The organism is Streptomyces sp. NPDC025793 (genome assembly GCF_055558375.1).
In genome coordinates, this window is record NZ_JBVHMR010000052.1 from 1 (window position 1) to 19,975 (window position 19,975).

The window sequence follows — 19,975 nt, forward strand, 5'->3', positions numbered from 1 at the left end:
TGCCTGCCAGGTGGGGTCATGGTCGACCACGAAGGGAGCGCTCGTCGTGTCCTTGGCCATCTGATCAAGTATAGGGAATGAGGCCATGGCTAACTGCAGGACCCGATCGTGCCCGTTCGGGCTCGGGGGAGGCGGCTGACATGGTTGGTTGCGGCGGCCTGCTCTCGGAGCCGGATGACCTCCTCGTGCTGTGCGGCGAGCCGGGCCAGGGCCTGGTTGCGGAAGTCGATGAGGTCGTCGATCATCTGCTCCGACCGGGTCAGCCGTTCCCTGAGCTTGGCGTTCTCAGCCTTGAGGCGGGTGATCTGGGCCTCACGGGGATCGGGGCTCTCTCCGGCCTGCTGGAGAGCCTGCATGCGTCGCTCGAACTCTGTGCGGAGGTGCGCGTAGGGGCGGGTGCCGTAGAAGGCGGTGCGGTCGACGCCCGCTTCGCGGGCGAGGGTCTTGATGTCGCACTGTGGCCAGGCATGAAGATCGGTCAGCTGGCGGTCGAGCGGCTGAATTCACCAGCCGAGCACCCGTACGGCAGCGTGGTACGCGGGTCCCGGTATCAGGGGCAGCGGGGCCCGACGGCCTCAAGGTCCTGGAAGAACTTCCACCGCACCGTACTGCCCTGATGTCGGCCCCCGCCAGGCGAGGGCCGACCGTGTTCTGCTACCAGTGGCGATGGAACAAGATGAGCACCAAGCTCACGGCTCCACTGCCGAGACTGTATGCCGCACCACGAGTCATCTGATCCTGGACGTTTCGTCCGTTACGTTTCGTCCAACGGCTAATCTCATTGGTGATTCGACGGACGGGACTGTCTGCGGAATCGTCATCCTTGTTATCGTGTTCCACGGTGTCTCTCTTTCTCCTGTCTCTAACCGGATGTGATGGGACATCGCGCAGGGAGCCCTCCTGACGCTGGGCCTGAGAAACTTCGCGTCGGGGCTGGGCTCCTTCTGCTTGCCGAGAAGTGTACGAGGCTCTGGTAGAGCCGGTGAGTGCTAGGCCCCCCAACTTGGCGCGCGGGCACGGCTGGTGACGAAGTGTCCGTTCTGCTGTGCTCGCCAGCGCTTCCCTAATGCAGCTGAACACCCACTGAACCCGGCGGAACGCCATCCTTCACTTTTCCGATTGTGCAATCCGTCACATTTCGCCTCGCGTTGCCTCCTGTGCCGGACGAGAACACGTTAGGGGAGCGGATCAGCCGCTGCACGAAGCCGTTGTTCATCTCGGCCATGGAGAGCGTTGTTGCAGGTCACAGTGCGGGTAGTGAAAGGAACTCGCGGGAAATCGGTGAGTCGCATCCCGCTGGATCTCATCAGATCCAAATACGTCTCACCTGCGGTTTCGCGGGTTGTCCGGTTCTCGTCGTCCGGTAGCGTGCATGACGATGCCCCGGCTGCTTTCCTCAGCCGGGGCATCGCTGCACTGTCACTTCTCGGTGGGCGGCCCGAGCTTGCGGAACAGGCGGTCCAGACCGTTGTCCAGGGCCTCACCGGCGCGCAGCACCTCGGCTAGGCCAGCCTCCACGTCCACGACCTGATCCAGGTCACGCACCATGTCGTCGTGCTTTGCCTGCAGTTCGTCATCGGCCATGGTCGGTGTCCTCACTTCTCGTCGATGCGGTCGATGGCGGCGCGGAAGACGGGCACCAGGTCCTCGGGCATGACGTACCCGGTGGTGCGCTGGTACGAGGGGTTCTCCGGGTCGTACTGGGCCTGTACCGGGGTGTCCATGTCGGTGGGCCAACGGTGCGCGGCCGCGCCTCGGTTGATGGCCTTTGTGATGGCGCCGGAGCGGCCCCGCAGGGACGCGGTGCCGTCGGGGCCGCGCAGCTTCTCTGCCGGCGCCCATCCGTTTCCGGCGACGGCTTCGCGGATGAGCTGTGCTGCTACGGCGGGGAGGTCGCGCAGGAGTTGTTCGGCGCGGGTCACGGTCCACTCGGGTGCGAAGGTGACGGCCGGGGCGCTGTCGTGCTTGCCGATAAGGGTGGCCAGTTCTCGGGCCAGTTCGTCCGACACGTCTTCGATGATGATCCGCATGGATCCTCCCGTTTCATTAAACCCTCGGTGTGGCCTGTGCGTAGATGACGGTAGCAGTCGGCGGCGTGTACCGCCAGGGTTATTCACGGGTCTGGTATGGGGTTTGAGGGACTGTCAGTCTCTCCACCGCAGGGATCGCGCCGTCTGACCGGGGATACTCTCCTCATATCCACGCCGACCCAGACGCAGAGGCGACTAGCGCATGAGCGAGCACCCGGAACCCCTCAGCTACGGCGCCTTGGATGAGGCCATCGTGGACCAGGAGCACCTCCTGGCGGATACAGCCGCACACCCCGAGCCGCCGATTGCCGCCACGCACCTGACTCGCGAGACGCCGGACGCGGCGATCGCCCGGATCAGCGAGCCTCCCATGCTGCGGGTCGACCCCGTTCAGGTACGCGCCGAGTTGGCACTCGCCAGCTGGTTGGAGGAGCAACCTCCCGGCACGGCGGAGAGGCTGCTACGAGAGATGCACGACGACAGGCAAGCGCGCTGATCAGCGATAAGCTCACATGCGATGCCACACGGCGTCGGATGATGGCCCCGCTGCGAACGGGGCCATCGCCGTTGCGAGGGCAACAGGCTTCCTGGCTCTAGGTAATGTCCCTTCCGGCGACCTACCGGAATGACCGGGGCGGAACGTGGGACCGTGAGCCCATGAGCACTGAACTGCCAGCGGCACTTCGCTCCCTCCTCGAGGGCAAGAACGCCGAACTCAAACAGCACCACCTTGCCGCACGTGTCGGGGAATTCCAGGGGTCTCGGGTTCAGGCCGTGCGAGACGTACTCAAGGAGTGGGCGCCACAAAAGGGGACGCCTCTGTACGAACTCTGGCTTCAGGTTAAGCGGGCAACCGAGCTGTACACCGACGAGATCGACCGAATCCGGCAGGAGAGCTACCGGGCTATCCCTGGCGTCATCGACCCGGACCACCGAACGGACTGACGTATCACGTCGTGTGGCGTCGGATAACCTCTCCCTATCCGACGCAAGGGCCGCTGGCCTCGGTGCGGTGTTCAAGAACCGATGCGTCTGTCTCCGCCGTACCGGTGGTCCTTTTTGCGCGGGACGCTGAGCCGCGCGGGCGCTCGGGCAGCGCCGCGTTGTGCTGGACGGCATGGACAAGAAGTCGCTGTCACAGGTTCCGCTGTGGGCGTGTGGCTCCTCGTGGCGCTCGGCGCAGTCGCCGCCGCAGGCGCAGCGCTGTGGCAAGTCCCCTGGTGGATCGATCACCACTACCCATCAGCTACCGGCTGACCGTGACAGCGACATCCGGTTACGGACGACCGCCCTACCCAACGATGCCCGGTCCGGGTGTGACTCCTGCTGAAGTCCTGCCAGTGCTGGGCCGGTGCCGTGATGCTGATGCTGTGACAGCTCTCTGGTCCTGACACTGTCTGGTAGCAGGAGAGAGGAATTGCCCAGCGGGCAATCGACCACAAGCGTGGGGGGGGCAATGGGAGAAGAAGGACAACAGGGAGGCCGCGAGTCGGGCGGGGGGCGTTCACCGGAGTTGGAGGCCTGGTGCACCCACATACGAGGGCTGGTGATGCAAGCCTTCGGCTCCCAGAAGAAGGCGGTGGCGCGCATGGGCAAGAGCGAGACGTGGCTGTCCCGGGGGCTGAACGCCCTGGACCGGAATGGCGACACGTCCATGCCCAATCGTGAGTTCGTCGACGTTGTTCTGGCAGCGTGCGCGGTCAGCGATGAGGTGCGCGACCGGACCCGGGACCTGTACATGGAGGCGCTGGGCACGATCGATAAGGCCCGGCATGCCAAATACCGGGCCGCCGACCGGGCCGCGGCCGCGCAGGACCGCTGTGAGGAAGCGCTCCGGGCGCTGGAGGATCTTCGCGCGCGCTTGGCGCAGCAGGCTGCGCAACATGCCCACGAGGTCGCCCGTTTGAAGGGCGAGACGGAGCGGAGCCAGCAGAAAAGGGCCGCAGATCTGGCCGCGGCACAGGAGCGGGATCAGAAATGGGCTGCGGATCTGGCCGCAGCCCAGTGCAAGATCAGCGAGCGCACCGAACAGCTCGCCGCCGAACTCGATGGACGCCGGGTAGACCAGGCAACGATCGAGGCACTGCGCGTCGAGCTGGTGGAAGCGCACACCACGATCGAGGCACTGCGCGTCGAGCTGGTGGAAGCGCACACCGTGGTCGCTGCGCTGAGGGAGGAACCGTGCTGGCACGACCAGAAGGAGGCTGTCCTGGCGGAGGCGATCGCGATCACCGAGCAGGCTCTGGCGGCGGAAATGGAACGTGCCGAGGCCGGCAGTCCACCTGCAGTCGAGGAGGAGACGGTCCGCCTAAAGCCGGCTACCGGCCCTGTCGTCATCGGCTGTGCGGGCTTCGTGGTCATGGTGTCGACTGCTTTATGCACAGCGGCCACCGCCGCGCCCCCTGGGCGGGCTGCCGGCCTGCAATGGGCTGCGATCAACGAGCTGAGGGGCAATACTGCCGCGCTCGCTGCCGCTCTAGCGGTCATCCTCCTCAGCGTTTTTGTGGTGGGAGGCGCGATGGTGGTCCTTGACGCCCGCGGGCACCTCCCGGTCCAGCCAAGCGGAGACGAGATCCAGTTTGCCACCTGGATCTGACCTCTGAGACGGCGCTGTCCCGGCCCAACGGCTGGGACAGCGCCGATGTTTTTGCAGGTTGCCTGCCGCCGCAACGCCCGTCCACGCACGGTGTGTGAATCTTGCGGCTCTTGCGTGACGTCGCCCCTCTTCCGGCAATCGGGTGCCGGCCCGGAGAGTTTTCAACGCCCGGCCACAGCCGCTCCGGCCGACCGGAACGCTCCCCGCGCGCGGCGTCCACCCATCTGCCCGCCCTACACGGGCTTCCGGGAGGCGCCCCGGGCCGGCTTGCGGGGCTAACACCTCGGTGGCCCAAGTTTCCACCGCCAGTTCACCTCCGTCACGCTCAGACAAGGAAGTGTCATGCCTGCAACCACGACTCCGCCTGAGGAGCCGCACTCCCCGGGACCCACGGCGCCGGCCCGCGCGGTCTGGCCGCTGCTGATCCTGGTCCTGGTGCTCGTGATCCTGCTCGTCGGTTCCGGGCTCGCCTACCTGACGTGGCGCCACCCGTCCCTGAGTGCCCCTCTGGGAACGGCGTTCGGAGGCATCACCCTGCTTGTGACGGTCGCCCTCGCCTTGTCCCGTCGATAGCGCGACGGTCGGTCGTCCTGGTCGGCTCCGACGTCAGGCGGCGGGGTGGGGTGCCTCGTCGGCGCGGCCGCCGGCTCCGAGGGTTCGCCGCGGGGCCGGGACCGCTGCCGCGTGGGTGCCGAGTACGCCGCGGGCCCGCAGTTCCTCCAGGTCGGGGAGACGGATTCCGGGGAGGGAGTCGAGCAGGTCGGCCTGGGTGGCGATGCTGTGCGGGGCCTCGGGGCCGGTACCAAGGGTGCGGCGGGCTGTCACGCGATCATCGTACGGGCAGCCCTGCAGCGGCAGACGGCCGCGCGGGACCTTGCCTCGCCCTAGTGGATCAACTCCGCATAAAGCGAGGGAAGTTGGTCGGACGGCGGCTGTCAGTGCCGCGGCTTACCTTCATAGATACGCCTGAATCGGCTTCGCTCTCCCGACTCCTCCGAGGACATCCTGATGGCACACGTTCGCGGTCACTACCGCTCGGACGGCACCTACGTCCGCCCGCACTACCGCCGCACCCGCCCGACTGCCGCCCGCCCCGCTCGTTCAGCCCGCACCCCTCGCCGGGTGAACACGGCCGCTGTCCCGCCGCGGCCGGCTCCGGTCGGGCCGACGACCCGGGTGCGGAGCTACTACCGCACGGACGGCACCTATCGCTGTGCACACGGCCCACCCGGCCATATCGACATCGACACCCTCCCCACGCGACAACGGTGGTCCCCAAGACCACAACCGGGTCTTGGGGACCACCGTCACGCAGGCCCCGAATCAACCAACAGCACCGGCGCATCGGGGGCGGGGCCGCTCGCTCACGCGGTCTGCAACTTACCGAGTAAGCGAAGGAGACATCAGCCAGTCCCCCGACGTGCGGTCGTACACGTCCACATGACAGGTGCCCTGGGAACCGACAGAGAAGACATACGAATAAGTGTTGCCGGCGGTGCTCGCACGGAATGCACCGGCATCACCGAAAGTTTGGCCATTATCGCAGACCAAGTTGAAATCCAGCCAGTCCCAATTGGTGCTGCCGCTCTGCTGCCATGAAGCCTGGTATCCCGAAGGGTCGTAGTCGATGCAGACCGATCCGCCACCGTTGAGCGATCCGCTCCAGCTGCACTGAGGTGCCGCCGAGGCGCTGCCGGCCGACGCGAGACCGAGACCGGTAGATGCCAGGACAAGACTGCTTGTGACGGCTGCCAGCTTGAGCTTCTGCTTCAAGGAAATGCCTTTCTGTGACCGGCGGTCAGTGCCGCACGGAACATTGCATGACGAATGGGAGAGTCTGCAAGAGATGGCAACCGCTGTTACCGGGTCACGGAAGGTGAGGAGGCCTGTGCTCCTGAGGAGCGGTCGTAGAGTTCCACATGGCAGGTACCCTGGGAGGCGACGGAGAAGACGTACGAATTGGTATAGTTGGTCGAGTCCGCCTGGAACGACCCGGCGTCACCGAACCTCTGGCCGTTGTTGCAGACCAGATTGAAGTCCAGCCAGTCCAGGTAACTGATGCCGCCCTGATTCCACATCGCCTGATAGCCGGACGGGTCGTAGTCGATGCAGAGCGTGCCGCCGCCGTTGATGTCCGAGTAAGTGCAGCTGGCGGCCGAGGCATTGCCCGCCGATGCGAGGCCGATGCCGGTGGAAGCCAGGAGAATGCTGCCCGCAACCGCCGCTGTCCTGAGTTTTTTCTTCAAGGGAATCCCCTCCCCGTGAATTGCACAACGCAATTCAAGATCCATGAGGGCGAGATGTGCCACCGTATTGACGGTGTGCCTCGCCTCGCGTTGATGATCATGTTCTGTTCTTGCACGGATCATGTCAAGCGGAACGGCCCGGCCGCGGCGGTAGTGCCGGGCGGCCGGGTCTGGGTGGGGGTGACGGCACGCAGGCCAAGCCGGACAACTGCGATGTGTCGGCTTCGTGTCAGTGAGAGCGTGTCAGTCACGGTTGAGCGGGAGAGCCGTGTTCCTGCTGGTCGTCGGCCCTTGGCGGGGCTTGCCACTGACACGGCGGTGGTACTTCGCGACCTCGCGGCTGTCATGGGGCGGTACATCCCCAGCTGGCTCACTGCCACGAAGACGGCACATCGCAGGAACGATGCCGACGCAGTGCACCCGGTGCGCGAGAACGACCAGCGGGCGCACCGTCTGCAGGGGCCCGGACCGCACCGCGGCCGGGAGGCCGGTCACTGAGCTGAGCGCGTTATTCACCGGAGGCGATGCCCCAACGTCACACCATCGAGCGATGACAAGCCGGACGGAAGGTTACGTTCCGCACTCTCAGGCCGGAAAGCTTTTGGTTCCGGGGCGCTGGCTGTTTCTGGGGGGAGCAGGGTCTGGAACTCGTGAGCGACAGCGTGATCGAATAGGGGATGACATCGTTCTGGACCGGTAAGCGGGTACGCCTGCGCGGTATCGAGCCCGACGACTGGACGGCGTTCATGCGCTTCGCCGCGGACGAGGAGGGTCTGGGAGACTTGCTGCAGCCGCCTCGTTCCGCCGAGGGCTACCGCGCCTGGGCGAGGGAACAAGCCGCTGCCACATCCGATGGCGACTGCTTCCAGTTGGCGATCGAGGCCGTCGAGACGGGCGCGATAGTCGGTGCGGTCGGCTCGCATGTTGCTGACAGTCGTGCCGGCTGGTTCGAGTACGGAGTGACGATCGGTACTGACCACCGGCGCAAAGGCTACGCGGTTGAAGCCGTCGTGCTGCTGCTGCGCTTCATGTTCGCCGAGCGGCGCTATCACCGGTGTCAGGCGCGGGTCTTCGCCCACAACGAAGCGTCGCTGACCCTCCACCAGCGGCTCGGATTCACCGAGGAAGGCCGCCTGCGCGATCACGTGTTCGCCGTCGGCCGGCATCATGATCTCGTCATGATGGGCATGCTCGATAACGAGTTCGCCCGACTGTATCCGATCAGCGAACTGTGAACTGATCGGCTAGGAGCCCAGCATCGGACGCGGCCCGGCATTTTTCGCAGTTCAGTGGGCACGTTGGTGGCCATCGCCTGATCCTTTGCTTCGTCACGGAGGCAGAGGAGTGGCGCGAAGGCCGTGGCCGTGGGTCTTGGGCATCGCGGTGTCCTGCTGGATGCCTGGGATGCTCCTGTTGCCAGTGGACGTTATGTCCGTTTCTGGAAGCGACCTCGTCCGGGTTGGGTGAGGAAGCCTTGTCGGACGAGGCGTCCCAGGCGGCTGCGGGTGACGTTGACGGTTGCCTCCTGGGTGTCGTGTCGGCAGGCTCGCGGCGCGCAGTCGAAGAAACGCGTCGACATCATCATCGGCGGAATCCCATCGCGCGACCTCCTGCAGCGCCATGATGGGCGCCCGCGCGGGAGATCCGGGCGTGAGTCTCTTCCACTGGGGCTGACTCTGTAGAACGTCAGCCTCGGCCGCAACTCCGGCGCCGGCCAGTACGCGAACATCGGCGTGTACGACAGCACCGTCACCGCGTCCGGGACCGGGGTCACCGTGACCAAGGTCCAGGGCAGCGGCTCACGCGGCTCCTGCACCTTCTGCCCGGCGCTGCAGAGGAGGCGGCGCCCGGTTCCGGGGCGGTCGAAACAGTTGCATGCTTGCGTAATGCGGCAAGCGTCTGTCGAGAATGGGGTCATGAGCACGCATGACACCCAACGCCCCGGCCCCGAGCACTGGACCGAACTCCTGCATATCCGCCTGGAACGGATAGAGGGCCTGCTCGTTCCTGCCGATCGGGAAACCGTATCCGAACGCCCCGCGTGGCAGAGGCGCACCAGGGGCGAGCAGCGCTGGGCCGTGATGACGGCGCTGCTGGTCGCGATCTGGGTGCAGTGGGCGCTGCCGGACCGGCTCAGCATCCGCCCGCACTGGCTGCTGCCCGTTCTGGAGCTGGTCATGATGGCGGCGCTGTGGGTGGCCCATCCGCACCGCCGGATCGAGTACCGCTCCCGTCTGCCCCGTGCCCTCGGCCTGCTGCTGGCCGCCGCGGTCAGCCTCGCCAACGGCTGGTCGGCCGTCATCCTGGTACGGGACCTGCTGCACGGCACCGAAGGCTCCAACGCCGCGGCCCTGCTGACGACCGGCGGCGGCATCTGGCTGACCAACGTCATCGCCTTCAGCCTCTGGTACTGGGAGTGGGACCGCGGTGGCCCGGTGGCCCGCGCCCTGGGCACGCACGAGCACCCGGACTTCCTCTTCCCGCAGATGCAGCAGGAGGGCATCGCGCCCGAGGACTGGGAGCCGCAGTACATGGACTACCTGTACGTCGCCCTCACCAACGCCACGGCCTTCAGCCCCACCGACACCATGCCGCTGTCCCGCTGGGCGAAGCTGCTGATGTCCACCCAGTCCACGATCTCGCTGCTGACCCTGGCCCTGATCATCTCGCGCGCGGTCGGCGTCCTGCAGTGACCCCGCCGCAATGGGCCGCAGCCGGGCGGCCCCGGCGAGCAGCAGCACGGTGGCGACGGCTTGCGACGGCCAGCTCCAGGACCGCCGACGGCGGTCGAGTTGCCCGGTATCTCCCAGCGCACCGTGGAGCGCTACGTGAAGGACCAGGTCCGTCGGCCCCGCGCCGACCTCTCCCAGCGCCTGGCCGACGCCGCGCGCGCCCGCTGCAACCGCGGGTGCGTGGGCAGGCTCTCCCGGAACGAGATCTTGACTGATGTGATGGCCAGGGCGGCATCACTGGAGTTGCCGGGCTGGTACGTGACGGCGGGCTGCCTGTTCCAGACTATGTGGAACGTGGCCACTGGCAGGCCCCCGGCCAACGACATCAAGGACTACGACGTCTCCTACTTCGACGACGGCGACCTGTCCTGGGAAGCGGAGGATGCCGTGATCAAGGCGGGCCAGGAGGTGTTCGCCGGCCTGCCGGCCGAGGTGGAGATCCGCAACGAGGCCCGTGTGCATCATTGGTACGGGCAGAAGTTCGGGGTGCCCTGTCCGCCGCACGTGTCCACCGAGTCCGCGATCGACTGCTTCGCTGCGACGACGTGCTGTCTGGGCGTCCGGCTGGAACCCGAAGGAGGATGGCGCGTCTATGCGCCTCACGGGCTCTCCGACGTGTTCAACCTGGTCGTTCGACCCAACCCGGTTCTTGTGCCGCGGGAGGTCTATGAGACCAAGGCGGCCCGTTGGAAGAGCGAGTGGCCGGAGCTCACGGTCCTGCCATGGCCAAGTTGATGGGCTTCTCGGAACTTCGGGCAGAGCCTTGAAATCAGCCGGGGCAGCCCGTCGCCTCACCTGGTTGCTCCTTGAAGCGGGTGGGGACGGCGGGGAGCGATGAGCCCGCCCGGCCAGGCAGGGCCACTGCGGCGGGACTCGATGGCTGGAACCTGGCCTTGCCTGCGGGGACCGCTGTGGTGCTTCGGCTTGGTCAGTGGGCTTCTGGCCGGGCGGCCCTGGCGGCGCGTTCGATTTCTGTGCGCCGGTTGTCCCAGAACGTGTCGTCCTTTTCCTGCTGGGCGGCGCTGGCCGCGTCGACGCCCACCGTGCCGTCGAGGTGCTCGCGCAGGATGTCGGCGTGGCCGGCGTGCCGATTGGTCTCGGTGAGGATGTGGACCAGGATGTTGAACAGCTTCACCTCGGGGCGCGGCCACCACGGCACGTAGCCGGGGGCATCGATGGCCAGGGCGTCGATCGTCGCATCGGCGTGATCCCACACTCGCCGGTAGCGGTCGACGACCTCCGCGCGGCTCTCGTGCTCGGTCACCCACATGTCGGCGCCGCGCTCAGCCTCGTCGTCCCACCGGGGCAGGGGCTCGGGGAACGGCCGGTCAAAGACCTCGCCGAAGTACCTGGCCTCCCAGAACGACAGGTGCTTGATCAGGCCGAGAAGGTTGGTCCCGGTTGAGGTCAGTGGGCGGCGTATGTCGTATTCGGAGAGCCCGTCGAGCTTGGAGAGCATCGCCTCGCGGATCCAACGCAGGTCGTCGTGCAGGCAGTTCTTCGCATAGGCATCGATCATGGGAGGTGAGCCTGCCAGCTGCCTTTGGTGGGCTCAACCTCACACCGCGCCCTGGCCGTTGCCGGCAGAAGCTGTCGAACGCGGGTTTGCCGTGGGCGCGGGCCGGGCTGGGAGACGTTCGACCCGGCCCGCGTCGCCTGTGACAGCGTTCGGTTCAACGAGCCGTTGGCCTCCTGGTCACCTGGCACTCCGGCCTGGATCGCGGCAGTTGTCCATGAGGCATGGTGCTAGATGTACCTGAGCCGCCACTGGCGGCCTTCTCCGGCTCCTTCGGCTATGTCCAGTGCATGCCGATTGCTGTGAGTTGTTCGTGCTGTTCGGGGGAGAGTGTGGTGGCTCGGCTGTGTTGGTTGCTGATCCATGCTCCGAGCTTCAGGTCGTGCTCCTCCTGGTCCCCGCCGCCGTTGCAGACGATGATCCGTTCGGTGTGTTTCCTGGGTACCCGGAGGTGTCCTTCGCGTTCGTAGAACTGTTGGGCGGCGGTGTAGTTCATGGCCCATCGGTGGGCGTGTGTGCGGCGCGGAGGGGGTTTTTCTTCCTCGGTTGCGGGTTCGATGCCGAGGACGTGTTCGCACATCCACTGCTGGACGGTGGTGAGTTTGTCGAAGGCGAGTTGCTGTTGGCGTACCCAGCGTCCGAGGTCTTCGCCCTGGTGTACGGCCTGGCCGGGCGTGGTGGGCAGGGTGGCGCCGGCGTGCAGGTGCCGGCGGACGAGGTGGAAGATGCGCTGCCACTGCACCGGCCAGGTGGGGCACCACGCCGGATCGATGTCCTCCAGCTGCTCGCGCCGTTCCGTGGCCAGTGTTCCGGTGCGGGTGTCGGCGCGCTGGTTTTTCAGCCAGATGCCGACCTTGTGCCCCCGGTACACGGCGTCCAGCGGGGCCAGGAGATGCCCGTTCTCCTGGGCCCATCCGCGCGCTGCGGTGAGTCCTTCTTCCCATGCGACGTCGCGGTGCGACCAGATCATGCCGAGCGTCTCCAGCTGCCGGATACGTCCGGGGTCGAGGCGGCCGCGGGCGTAGTGACGGCGGGCGTCGGCGATCCACTGCCCGAGCGGGAAGGCGGCGAGCGAGGCCGGCCACACCTCCCGCGCTCCCTCACCCGCGCCGCCCTGGCCCTCGCCCTCGTGATCGGTTTCCTTCTCCTGGCCGTCGGGGACGCGGTACGTGAACGGGACCTTCAGGTCGCCGTGGAGCCGGGCGTAGACGACAGCGGCCTCCATGCCGCGCCGCCAGTGCTCTTTTTCGGGGTTGAGGACGCGCAGGTTGATGAACGCGGCGAGGGCGGCCGGGTTGCGCGGGGTGCTGAATTTCAGCAGCGCCCGCGCCGGCACCGAGACAAAGACGCCGCCTTCGCCCTCTGCGCGCTCCTCGTCCTGGCCTCCCTTACGGCTCTGGACGCCCTTGGAACGGCTGGGCGCCTGCGGCACGGCCAATGCCTCCACGATGCGGGTGTCGTGCGCCCGCAGGGCCTCCAGGAGCTTGGCCAGGCCGCCGTAGGCCTTGCTGGTGAGCATGTTGTCCGCGGTTTCCCCGGGCCCGAGCAGGATCGGCACGACCAGGGAGGCGACCTTGCCTTCGCCGGGCTGGATGCGCAGGGCGCGGCCGACGGCCTGGACGAGGTCGGGCATGGAGCCGCGTACGTCGGCGAAGTACACGCTGTCGCAGTTCTTGGTGTCGACGCCCTCGCCCAGGACCTTCGCCGACCCCAGGAAACGCCGGGCCGCGTCCGTGCCGCCGGCGAACTCGCCCAGCACACGGCGCCGGTGGACCGCATGATGGTCTCCGCACAGCCAGTCGGCCCAGATCTCACGCGGGTACAGCTCCGGGTCGCCTGCGTGCAGCTGCGCGGCGACGTCCGGGAGGCCGGCCGCGAAGGCCTCGGCTTCCTTGACCAGGTGGTGGAAGACCAGCGTCCTACGGAAGTCTTCCTCAGCCGAGGCCTTCACCAGAGCCGTCTGCAACGCCGCGATCCGGGCCCCGCGCACCTGGTCCGACCGGGAGTCCTCGCCCAGGAGTTGCGCGGCCTGGAGCTGGGTGTCGGTGATGTCGACGCACACCACCTGGTACGGCGCGCAGATGCCCCAATTGATCGCCTCGGACAATGTGAGTGTGTAGCACCTGTTGCCGAACGGTCCTTCCGGATCGTCTTCCATCGATGCCACCAGCTCGCCGGGCACGCCCGGCTCCTGGTCGTCGTCCAGCTGCCACAGCCGCGGCGTGGCCGTCATGTACAGCCGCCGCAGTGCCGGGATGCGGGTGTTGTCGTGGACGACCGCCCAGGGCTTGCCGATCCGGCCCGACGTGCGGTGTGCCTCGTCCACGACGATCAGGTCCCAGCCGGGAAGGCCGGCCGCGTGGGCGCGCTCCAGGGTGCCGAGTCCGAGCGAGGCGTACGTGGCGAACACCGTCACCTTCTCGAACGGCCGCACCCACTCGGCTAGCTCCACTGCACTCGTGGTGTTCGGGAAGACTGCCTCGTCTGCGCGCAGGGAGGACATCCCGATCATCGGCCCCGTACGGCCTCCGGCGCGCCACTCGGCCTCCGTCTGCGTGAGCAGGTCCAGCGAAGGCACCAGGACGAGCACACGGCCCGCGCCCAGCTCCTCTGCGCTGCGCACGGCGACGAGGGTCTTGCCGGAGCCGGTCGCCATGACCACCTGCGTGCGCAGCCCCCGCTCGGGCACGGTCGAGTCCGCGGGCAGTTCGAGGGCGCGCAGGACCGCGTCGACGGCCTCGCGCTGGTGAGGACGGAGAGACTTCGGCACGTTCCGCTCCTTTGTGTGGTTCTGCTTCCCGTGGTGCTATGCGGATGGATGGAGGGCGGCGTCAGGAAACTTTCACGTAGTGCTCGCACGCTTCCTCGTAGAAGGCGCGGGCCGCGGCCTGGTCGAGGTAGAGCCAGCGCGCGCAGTGTTGGCCACCTTCACCCTCACCCGGCTGGGGGTAGGAGACGGTGGTGAAGGTGACCTGGTAGATCGTGACCGGATCCCGCGTGGTGCTGGTGCGAAACGCGCGGGTGATGAAGCTGACGGACCGCCGCACCCTGGCGGACTCGGCGGCCACGGACTCCGCGGTGACGGGGGAAGCGGTGAGCGTCCCGTCGTCCACGGCGCGCAGCAGGAGCCGTGCGGTGTCGTTGCCTACGTAGACACCCGCGCCCTCGGGGTCGGCGGTGTCGACGCCCTTGTCTGTCTCGGAGCCGCGGAGGAAGCGCCGCATCTGGTTGGGCGTGACGGGGCCTTCGAAGCTCTCGGGCAGCGCCCGCGCGACGGCACGGCGAACCCAGGCCGCGCGGCTCAGGCCGGCGATGCCGGCGGCCTGCTCGATGTCGCGGAGGAGACCTTCGGGAAAGTTGATCGGGACCTTCGGGCCGATGGCCGGGCGTCCGAGGGCGGCACTGCTCACGAACGTCTCCTGGAAGTTTTGGGTACCCATAATACACCCAGGGTTGCCAATTTAGGTACCCAAAATCCCCATCCACGGGTTACTGCCAACCCGCGTCAAGCGAAGGGACGCAGGATGGGAGAGTTTTCGGTCATCGAGGGCCGCCTGTTTCCCGCTATTGCCTGCGGGCCGGCCGTGTGAGGCGTCAACCCATGTGGCTACGAGCCGCGAGGCTCATTGTCAGACCCACCGGCTACGTTCTGCTGCGAAATTGTCACAGAAGGTGGCGATAGTTCGGAGGGAGCATCCCGTGTCGGTTTCGGTACAGCGCACCACAGGTGTTGATCTACAGAAACTGGTTGATCAGATCCCGGCCTGGGCGCAGGCGAGGGGGCTGAAACCTCTGGCTGCCATCCCAGAGGGAGAGGGCTGCCGGGTACTGCTGCCGGAGGATGAGTTCGACGCCGAAGAGTTCATCGACGTCGCCCACACGTGCCGCGCGCGGGTGCTGTACTTCGACAGCGACGTGTTCGTCGCGAAGGCGTTCGCCGTCATGGACGACGACGGGACCGCCAAGGTCGGAGCCAGTGTCGAGGACCAGCTGAGCGCAGAGGCTCAAAACGACCTGTAGCGGCTGCGCCGAACCGCGCGTTCCCACGACGGGAAGATCACCGCAGTGCTGATGTGCTTCATGGCCGACGGACTGCCCCACTACTGGGGCGAGGAGGCCGACTGGCACACCGATCTCCAGAACGACTGGGCGGAGTTCACCCAGCAACACCGCCTCTCCGCGGCTGAACGGGCTGAGGGCGCCCGCCTGCAGGCCGACGCGGAGGTCGAGCGGATCGCAGCCGAGCTCGCCGACAATCCGGAGTTCCGGGCCGCAACGAAGCGATCCCACCGCCACGGCATCGCCTCTGGCGCCTGCCCTCCGCCCGACGGGGCCGACGACGAGGAACTGCTCGAACACCAGCGCAGCGTCCGCTGGGCCACGAGCCAGGCCATCGAACTCGTCGAGGAAGCGTCCCGCCGCATCTACGCCGCCTACGAGCGGGACCTTGAGGCCCTGGCCGAAGAGATCATCCAGCAGAACGTCCTCATCGACGCCACCACGGTGGCCGCACGAAACCTGCTCGCCAGCGAGTTCCTCACCGCGAAGTCAGGCGGCTACCCACCGCCGAAGAGGTTCATGGATCTGTTGTTGCTCAGGCCGCAGTTCCGACGCCCGCAGAGGAGGCAGACGGCGAGGGCCGTACTACTGCCGTTCGGCTGAGTTCCCCGGAACTGCGGGTCGGGAGGCATGCCCGTGCTTCCGGCCGGAGCGGGCCGAGCTCAAGAGCCTGGTTTGGAGGCCGTCGACGGCTATGTAGCAGCGTGCCCGGCGCGTCGGCATTCTCGGCCGGCCCTGGGAGGGCTGAACGAGCGCACGGACTCGGCCATGCTGCAGGGAAAGCATCTCGAGCCAGGTTCGCACTGCGACACTGATCCTGCCTCGCCGTCCCCCGTCGGCGGGGCACCTGAGTTTCCGGGCAGGCGTCCAGCCGACCCCAAAAGAAGACGGCCGGCGCCCAATCCGCCGAAGCGGGTGGCAAGGGCGCCGGCCAACCGAAGACACACCGCTTAGGACAGGAAGTGACCTGCACGGGTTGCGTCGCGTTCGAGTGTAGCGGTGCGACAGACTCGTACGGCACCTCCTTGCCTGCCATGAGGTAAGTCCGGTAGCTTTCTTTCGATGGGCGTGCTGTGGCAAGCATGTCGGTACCGAATTCACCACCGTCGCCGGGGAGTTCCTCCATGCTGCACTGCACACGACTGCGTGCCGGCCGGGGTAAGCCGCGCTTGCAGAGACGCCGGCTCTGTGCAGGTCGGCCGGTCCGGCCGTGCGGTCCTCGAGGCACGCCGCGACCGGACCTCAGGCGACCCCGCCCGCCGACCCCTGGATGAACTAGTACCGCTCGAGACGCCGCACGGGGCCCACGGCCCCCGAACCGGCACCGCCCAGGACTGGCGCCGCACCGCCCTCAACACGCCCGTCCTCAAGGCGTAGCCCACCCCCACCCCCAACGCCGCTGCCGGCGCCCTGAACAACCGACCAGGAGATCCCGATGATCCGTGCCGGACGCCGGAAGTACGCCCAGAACAGTGACGAGCTCGCCGCTGCCATGGGCGTGGCGATCGGCACCTTCCGCAACAAGAAGCCCTACGCCGACGAGGACTTCCCGCCCCTGATCAGCTCCGAGGGGGCGCGGGTGAAGCTGTGGGACAGCGAGCAGACCGCTGCCCACCTGGCCGGCCGCCCCGTCCCCGAACTGCAGCAGGAGGACGACGAGCAGGACCTCCTCGACCGCAATGAAGCCGCCGCCGCCCTGGGCGTCAGCCCCAAGACCTGGGACAAGAACTACAAGACACACCCCCAGATCGCCCCCCACCTGATCACAATCAAGGGTGTGGAGCACTGCCCGCGCGGCATCGTGCAGGCCTTCCGCACGAGCAAGGACGCCGGCACCGACGCCGGGCCCAAGGGTCGGCCCAAGGGCAGCGGAGACATGGTGCCGCGCGACGAGATCTCCACCCGGGTCGGCGACCTGCTCGACGAGGACCCGGCGGTGACCCTCGCCACGGTCCAGGAACGCGTCGGCCTGTCCTACGCCGCGGCCGCGCGGGCCCTGCCCCGGCTACGCGGAGAACGGATCGCCGACCTGCTCCAGGCCGAACCGGACCTGATCCCCGAGGACGCCGCCGCCCGTCTCGGCTACCCGACCTCGGTGCAGCGCACCGCCCTTGCCAGCGCCGCCGCCGAGCTGCGCGCCCGTCAGGTCCAGCCGTACCTGCAGCGTGTCGCCGACGTCCTGGCCGGCGCAGGGCTGGCCGAGGTACAGGAGGTCCGGGTGCAACGCCTGGAGGACGAGGTGCTCGCCGCGGCCGTGGCGCTGAGCGGATCCGGCGCGCCCGCCCTCGTGTGGGACGAGCGTTACGGCTGGCGAACCGCTGTCAGCAGGCGCCATCCCATCGGGAAGGAGACCGGCACCCCGCCGGAGGGCGAGGGCATCCGCTACCTCGGCGAGCACCAACAGCCCGAACCCGCCGAGCTGCTGGCCGCGCTTACCGACGCCCGGCGCGGCTCCAAGCACCCGAGGACCGTTTACCTGGCCGGAGGCACTCTGCAGGGCTGAGCCCGCGGACCAACGAGAAGGCGTGTCAGGCCAGCATGACCACCTCGGCCAGCGGCCCGGAAGCTGTTTCTGTGTCCGGCCCGCGCGCATTCTCCGGGGCTGCCCACTCCAGGGACCTCGTCGCCCGGCAGTTCAGCCGCGATGGCCAGCTGAGCCGGCTCTTCTTCACCACCTCACGACCGGGGTTGGGACAGCCCCTGGTCGCGGAAGACCGGCGAGGGGTAGCCCCAGTCCATGGCCATGACGGTGAAGGCGTCCAGAATCGCCGGCGCCCAGTCGTGGCCGTTCATGAGCGTCTCGTCCAGGATCTCGCCGGTGCTGTAGAAGGGGCGGGCATCCTCCCGGACGCCGATGGACGAGACGTCGATGACACTTTCGATCGGCGGGTCCTGTTCCCGTTGGCGGTTCGTGGACAGGTGGATTTCCACGACGGGCGGCGGCAGCGTCACGTTCCCGACGACGGCGGACACCGTTTCGGGCAGCAGCACGTTGGCCACGGCCGGCACCATCTCCAGGAAGGACTGCTGGACGAATCCCCAGGGCAAGATCATGCCGTCGAGCCAGAACACCAGGTCGCAGCAGACCTCCAGCCCGGAGTTGCCGATCCCGGTCCCGATCCGGCACAGCAGCCGCGCGTCGCCCTGCCCCTCCTGCCCGGCGCGGGCGGAGCGCTCCAGGACGACGTTGCTGCTGGTCGATCCGGCGACCGCCCACGGCGTGATCACCGACGACTGCCCGCCCTGCAGACGCAGGGACAACACGTTGACCAGCGAGTCGAGTTGCGTTCTGTGCAGTGCCGCGGTGATTCGCCCCGGCATCCCCGTGGCCAGGCGGCTGCGCCGGCCGTTGCTGCGCAGCGGGAAACTGGTGATGGCGCGCAGGACCAGATCCGGCTGCTGAACTGCGGGGCCGTGAGTCACCGGAACGCGGTGAGTGTCCGGCCGGCGCGTGGCGTGTTGGAGCCTGGGCACGGCTCCTGCGTCTGAGGCCTGTGCCAGCATGGCGGCCATCATGGCGCGACTGGCATGCACGTTGCGGGCGTCCAGCCGCACCAGTATGCCGCCGTCCAGCACGATGGGGGCGGGCACGGTGTCCCGGTTGATCCGGATGACCAGGACCACTTTCTCGCTGTCGTCGGCGAGCGGAACCTCGACGACCTCGGGCGACCACGGCGGATCGAACTTGGTGGCCAGCTGGTTGACCAGGATCTCCTTCTCCTTCCGCGTCACCCCGACCACCTCGCTGGGCACGGTCTTCGGCTCTTCGGCGACGCCGACCAGGACGATGCCGCCGTAGGTGTTCGCCAGGGCTGCCACGGCCTCGATGGGCTTGTCGCCCTGTCGCTTGTACTCGACCGTCAGGTTCTCCGCGATGCCCAGCGCGACGAAGTCCTTGACCATCTGAGCGGTCAACTCGTTGCTGGGAGCGGTGAGCAGTTCATGCATCCCATCAGCCTGAGCGCCGCCCCGGCCCCCGGCAACGCATTTGCCTGACTCCGCTCCCACAAGCCCAGGTTCGGGACGGGGCGCGCATCGGCCGCTTTGAACGCATCGCGTTAACCCATGTCACCGAGTACTTCCGGGCCCCAGGACGGATACACCGGAGGCGGGTGCCGGCCTGCGCGGATGGGCAGGGTGATGTCGGTGCGCGATCCCGGGTGCGGGCATGGCCCGGGTGGTCTCGTTGCCATGGCCTTGGGAGGGGCGACGTGGGGCTCTTCACCGGGCGTGAGTATTGCGGTGCGGAAAGTGCCGCCGAGATTGATCTTGCTGGGGTTCTGCTACTTCGCGGGGGCTTCGAGCTGCCGGGGTAGGGTGCCGGCGCGTAGTTCCCGGAGGTCCGGGATGTGGTTGTAGAGGGTGCCGGGGGAGACGCCCAGCAGCTTGGCGATTGAGGTGATCGAGCGGCCGGGGTCGGGCAGGAGGTCGCGGGCGGCGCGGATGACTTCCTCGGTGGCGACGCTGGGGCGTCCACCGACGCGGCCGCGGGCGCGGGCGGCGGCCAGCCCCTCATTGGTGCCGATGACGATGAGCTCGCGGATGAACTCCGCGAGGGCGGCGAAGACGTGGAAGACGAGCCGGCCGCCGGGGGTGGTGGTGTCCAGGTTCTCGTGCAGCGAGGTGAAGCCGATACCGCGGTCGCGCAGTTCGGCGACCATGTTGATGAGGTCCTGGAGGCTGCGGCCGTAGCGGTCGAGCGAGGGGACCACGAGGGTGTCGCCGCGGCCGAGGAAGGCGTGGCACGCCTTTAGCTCGGGGCGGAGCGCGTTCTTGCCGGACTTCTTAGGTTTCTT

At 67.6% G+C, this 19,975-nt stretch carries 19 protein-coding genes and 2 pseudogenes; 11 read left to right on the forward strand and 10 right to left on the reverse strand.

Annotated elements, in window-relative coordinates; all coding sequences use genetic code 11:
- Positions 1-410 precede the first annotated feature (410 nt).
- Positions 411-617 (forward strand): annotated as a pseudogene (locus ACZ4MF_RS42865) (dCTP deaminase); the annotation flags it as partial.
- Positions 618-1,419: 802 nt separating this feature from the next.
- Here the strand turns inward: ACZ4MF_RS42865 and ACZ4MF_RS42870 are convergent.
- Both ACZ4MF_RS42870 and ACZ4MF_RS42875 read right to left on the reverse strand, forming a co-directional pair.
- Positions 1,420-1,584, reverse strand: coding sequence for a hypothetical protein (locus ACZ4MF_RS42870; protein WP_467499007.1), 165 nt, complete (start codon positions 1,582-1,584; stop codon positions 1,420-1,422).
- A gap of 11 nt (positions 1,585-1,595) precedes the next feature.
- The gene (locus tag ACZ4MF_RS42875) at positions 1,596-2,030 is read right to left on the reverse strand and encodes a hypothetical protein (protein ID WP_467499009.1); all 435 of its coding nucleotides are present in this window, start codon (positions 2,028-2,030) and stop codon (positions 1,596-1,598) included.
- A gap of 202 nt (positions 2,031-2,232) precedes the next feature.
- Here ACZ4MF_RS42875 and ACZ4MF_RS42880 point away from each other — a divergent pair, with 202 nt between their 5' ends.
- From ACZ4MF_RS42880 to ACZ4MF_RS42895, 4 genes are all read left to right on the forward strand, one after another.
- Positions 2,233-2,526, forward strand: coding sequence for a hypothetical protein (locus tag ACZ4MF_RS42880; RefSeq protein ID WP_467499011.1), 294 nt, complete (start codon positions 2,233-2,235; stop codon positions 2,524-2,526).
- A 161-nt stretch (positions 2,527-2,687) separates the two neighbouring features.
- The gene (locus tag ACZ4MF_RS42885) at positions 2,688-2,975 is read left to right on the forward strand and encodes a hypothetical protein (RefSeq protein ID WP_467499012.1); all 288 of its coding nucleotides are present in this window, start codon (positions 2,688-2,690) and stop codon (positions 2,973-2,975) included.
- 604 nt (positions 2,976-3,579) lie between these two features.
- A complete protein-coding gene (locus tag ACZ4MF_RS42890; protein WP_467499014.1) occupies positions 3,580-4,626 on the forward strand; it encodes a hypothetical protein in 1,047 nt (348 codons plus the stop codon).
- Positions 4,627-4,968: 342 nt separating this feature from the next.
- Positions 4,969-5,199: a hypothetical protein gene (locus tag ACZ4MF_RS42895; protein ID WP_467499016.1), complete on the forward strand. Its 231-nt coding sequence runs from the start codon at positions 4,969-4,971 to the stop codon at positions 5,197-5,199.
- A gap of 33 nt (positions 5,200-5,232) precedes the next feature.
- Here the strand turns inward: ACZ4MF_RS42895 and ACZ4MF_RS42900 are convergent, their stop codons facing one another.
- The 3 genes from ACZ4MF_RS42900 to ACZ4MF_RS42910 form a co-directional block, all read right to left on the reverse strand.
- Complete coding sequence (locus ACZ4MF_RS42900; RefSeq protein WP_467499018.1) at positions 5,233-5,451, reverse strand: hypothetical protein; 219 nt, start codon at positions 5,449-5,451, stop codon at positions 5,233-5,235.
- A 555-nt stretch (positions 5,452-6,006) separates the two neighbouring features.
- Positions 6,007-6,399 (reverse strand): hypothetical protein, encoded by a 393-nt coding sequence (locus ACZ4MF_RS42905; RefSeq protein WP_467499020.1) that lies wholly within the window; start codon positions 6,397-6,399, stop codon positions 6,007-6,009.
- A gap of 86 nt (positions 6,400-6,485) precedes the next feature.
- Positions 6,486-6,935, reverse strand: a complete 450-nt coding sequence (locus tag ACZ4MF_RS42910) for a hypothetical protein (RefSeq protein ID WP_467499022.1) — start codon at positions 6,933-6,935, stop codon at positions 6,486-6,488.
- 614 nt (positions 6,936-7,549) lie between these two features.
- Between ACZ4MF_RS42910 and ACZ4MF_RS42915 the strand changes: the two genes are divergently transcribed.
- The 3 genes from ACZ4MF_RS42915 (at position 7,550) to ACZ4MF_RS42925 (ending at position 10,339) form a co-directional block, all read left to right on the forward strand.
- On the forward strand, positions 7,550-8,107 hold the full coding sequence (locus ACZ4MF_RS42915) for a GNAT family N-acetyltransferase (protein WP_467499024.1): 558 nt from the start codon (positions 7,550-7,552) through the stop codon (positions 8,105-8,107).
- A gap of 681 nt (positions 8,108-8,788) precedes the next feature.
- Positions 8,789-9,565, forward strand: coding sequence for a hypothetical protein (locus ACZ4MF_RS42920; RefSeq protein WP_467499026.1), 777 nt, complete (start codon positions 8,789-8,791; stop codon positions 9,563-9,565).
- A 180-nt stretch (positions 9,566-9,745) separates the two neighbouring features.
- On the forward strand, positions 9,746-10,339 hold the full coding sequence (locus ACZ4MF_RS42925; protein WP_467499070.1) for a nucleotidyltransferase family protein: 594 nt from the start codon (positions 9,746-9,748) through the stop codon (positions 10,337-10,339).
- 193 nt (positions 10,340-10,532) lie between these two features.
- On the opposite strand, the gene ACZ4MF_RS42930 is transcribed toward ACZ4MF_RS42925, so the two are convergent.
- The 3 genes from ACZ4MF_RS42930 to ACZ4MF_RS42940 all read right to left on the reverse strand — a co-directional run bounded on the left by ACZ4MF_RS42930 (position 10,533) and on the right by ACZ4MF_RS42940 (position 14,530).
- Complete coding sequence (locus tag ACZ4MF_RS42930) at positions 10,533-11,123, reverse strand: DinB family protein (protein WP_467499028.1); 591 nt, start codon at positions 11,121-11,123, stop codon at positions 10,533-10,535.
- Positions 11,124-11,397: 274 nt separating this feature from the next.
- On the reverse strand, positions 11,398-13,890 hold the full coding sequence (locus tag ACZ4MF_RS42935) for a helicase associated domain-containing protein (protein ID WP_467499030.1): 2,493 nt from the start codon (positions 13,888-13,890) through the stop codon (positions 11,398-11,400).
- A gap of 61 nt (positions 13,891-13,951) precedes the next feature.
- A complete protein-coding gene (locus ACZ4MF_RS42940) occupies positions 13,952-14,530 on the reverse strand; it encodes a hypothetical protein (protein WP_467499032.1) in 579 nt (192 codons plus the stop codon).
- Positions 14,531-14,819: 289 nt separating this feature from the next.
- Here ACZ4MF_RS42940 and ACZ4MF_RS42945 point away from each other — a divergent pair, with 289 nt between their 5' ends.
- From ACZ4MF_RS42945 to ACZ4MF_RS42955, 3 genes are all read left to right on the forward strand, one after another.
- Positions 14,820-15,140 (forward strand): hypothetical protein, encoded by a 321-nt coding sequence (locus tag ACZ4MF_RS42945; protein WP_467499034.1) that lies wholly within the window; start codon positions 14,820-14,822, stop codon positions 15,138-15,140.
- A 60-nt stretch (positions 15,141-15,200) separates the two neighbouring features.
- Positions 15,201-15,782, forward strand: a complete 582-nt coding sequence (locus ACZ4MF_RS42950) for a hypothetical protein (RefSeq protein WP_467499036.1) — start codon at positions 15,201-15,203, stop codon at positions 15,780-15,782.
- 832 nt (positions 15,783-16,614) lie between these two features.
- On the forward strand, positions 16,615-17,682 hold the full coding sequence (locus tag ACZ4MF_RS42955) for a DUF6292 family protein (protein ID WP_467499038.1): 1,068 nt from the start codon (positions 16,615-16,617) through the stop codon (positions 17,680-17,682).
- A gap of 173 nt (positions 17,683-17,855) precedes the next feature.
- Here the strand turns inward: ACZ4MF_RS42955 and ACZ4MF_RS42960 are convergent, their stop codons facing one another.
- Entirely contained in the window at positions 17,856-19,127 is a 1,272-nt protein-coding gene (locus tag ACZ4MF_RS42960; RefSeq protein WP_467499040.1) for an AlbA family DNA-binding domain-containing protein, read from the reverse strand.
- A 335-nt stretch (positions 19,128-19,462) separates the two neighbouring features.
- A pseudogene (locus ACZ4MF_RS42965) lies at positions 19,463-19,954 on the reverse strand (recombinase family protein); the annotation flags it as partial.
- Between the last annotated feature and the right edge of the window lie 21 nt (positions 19,955-19,975).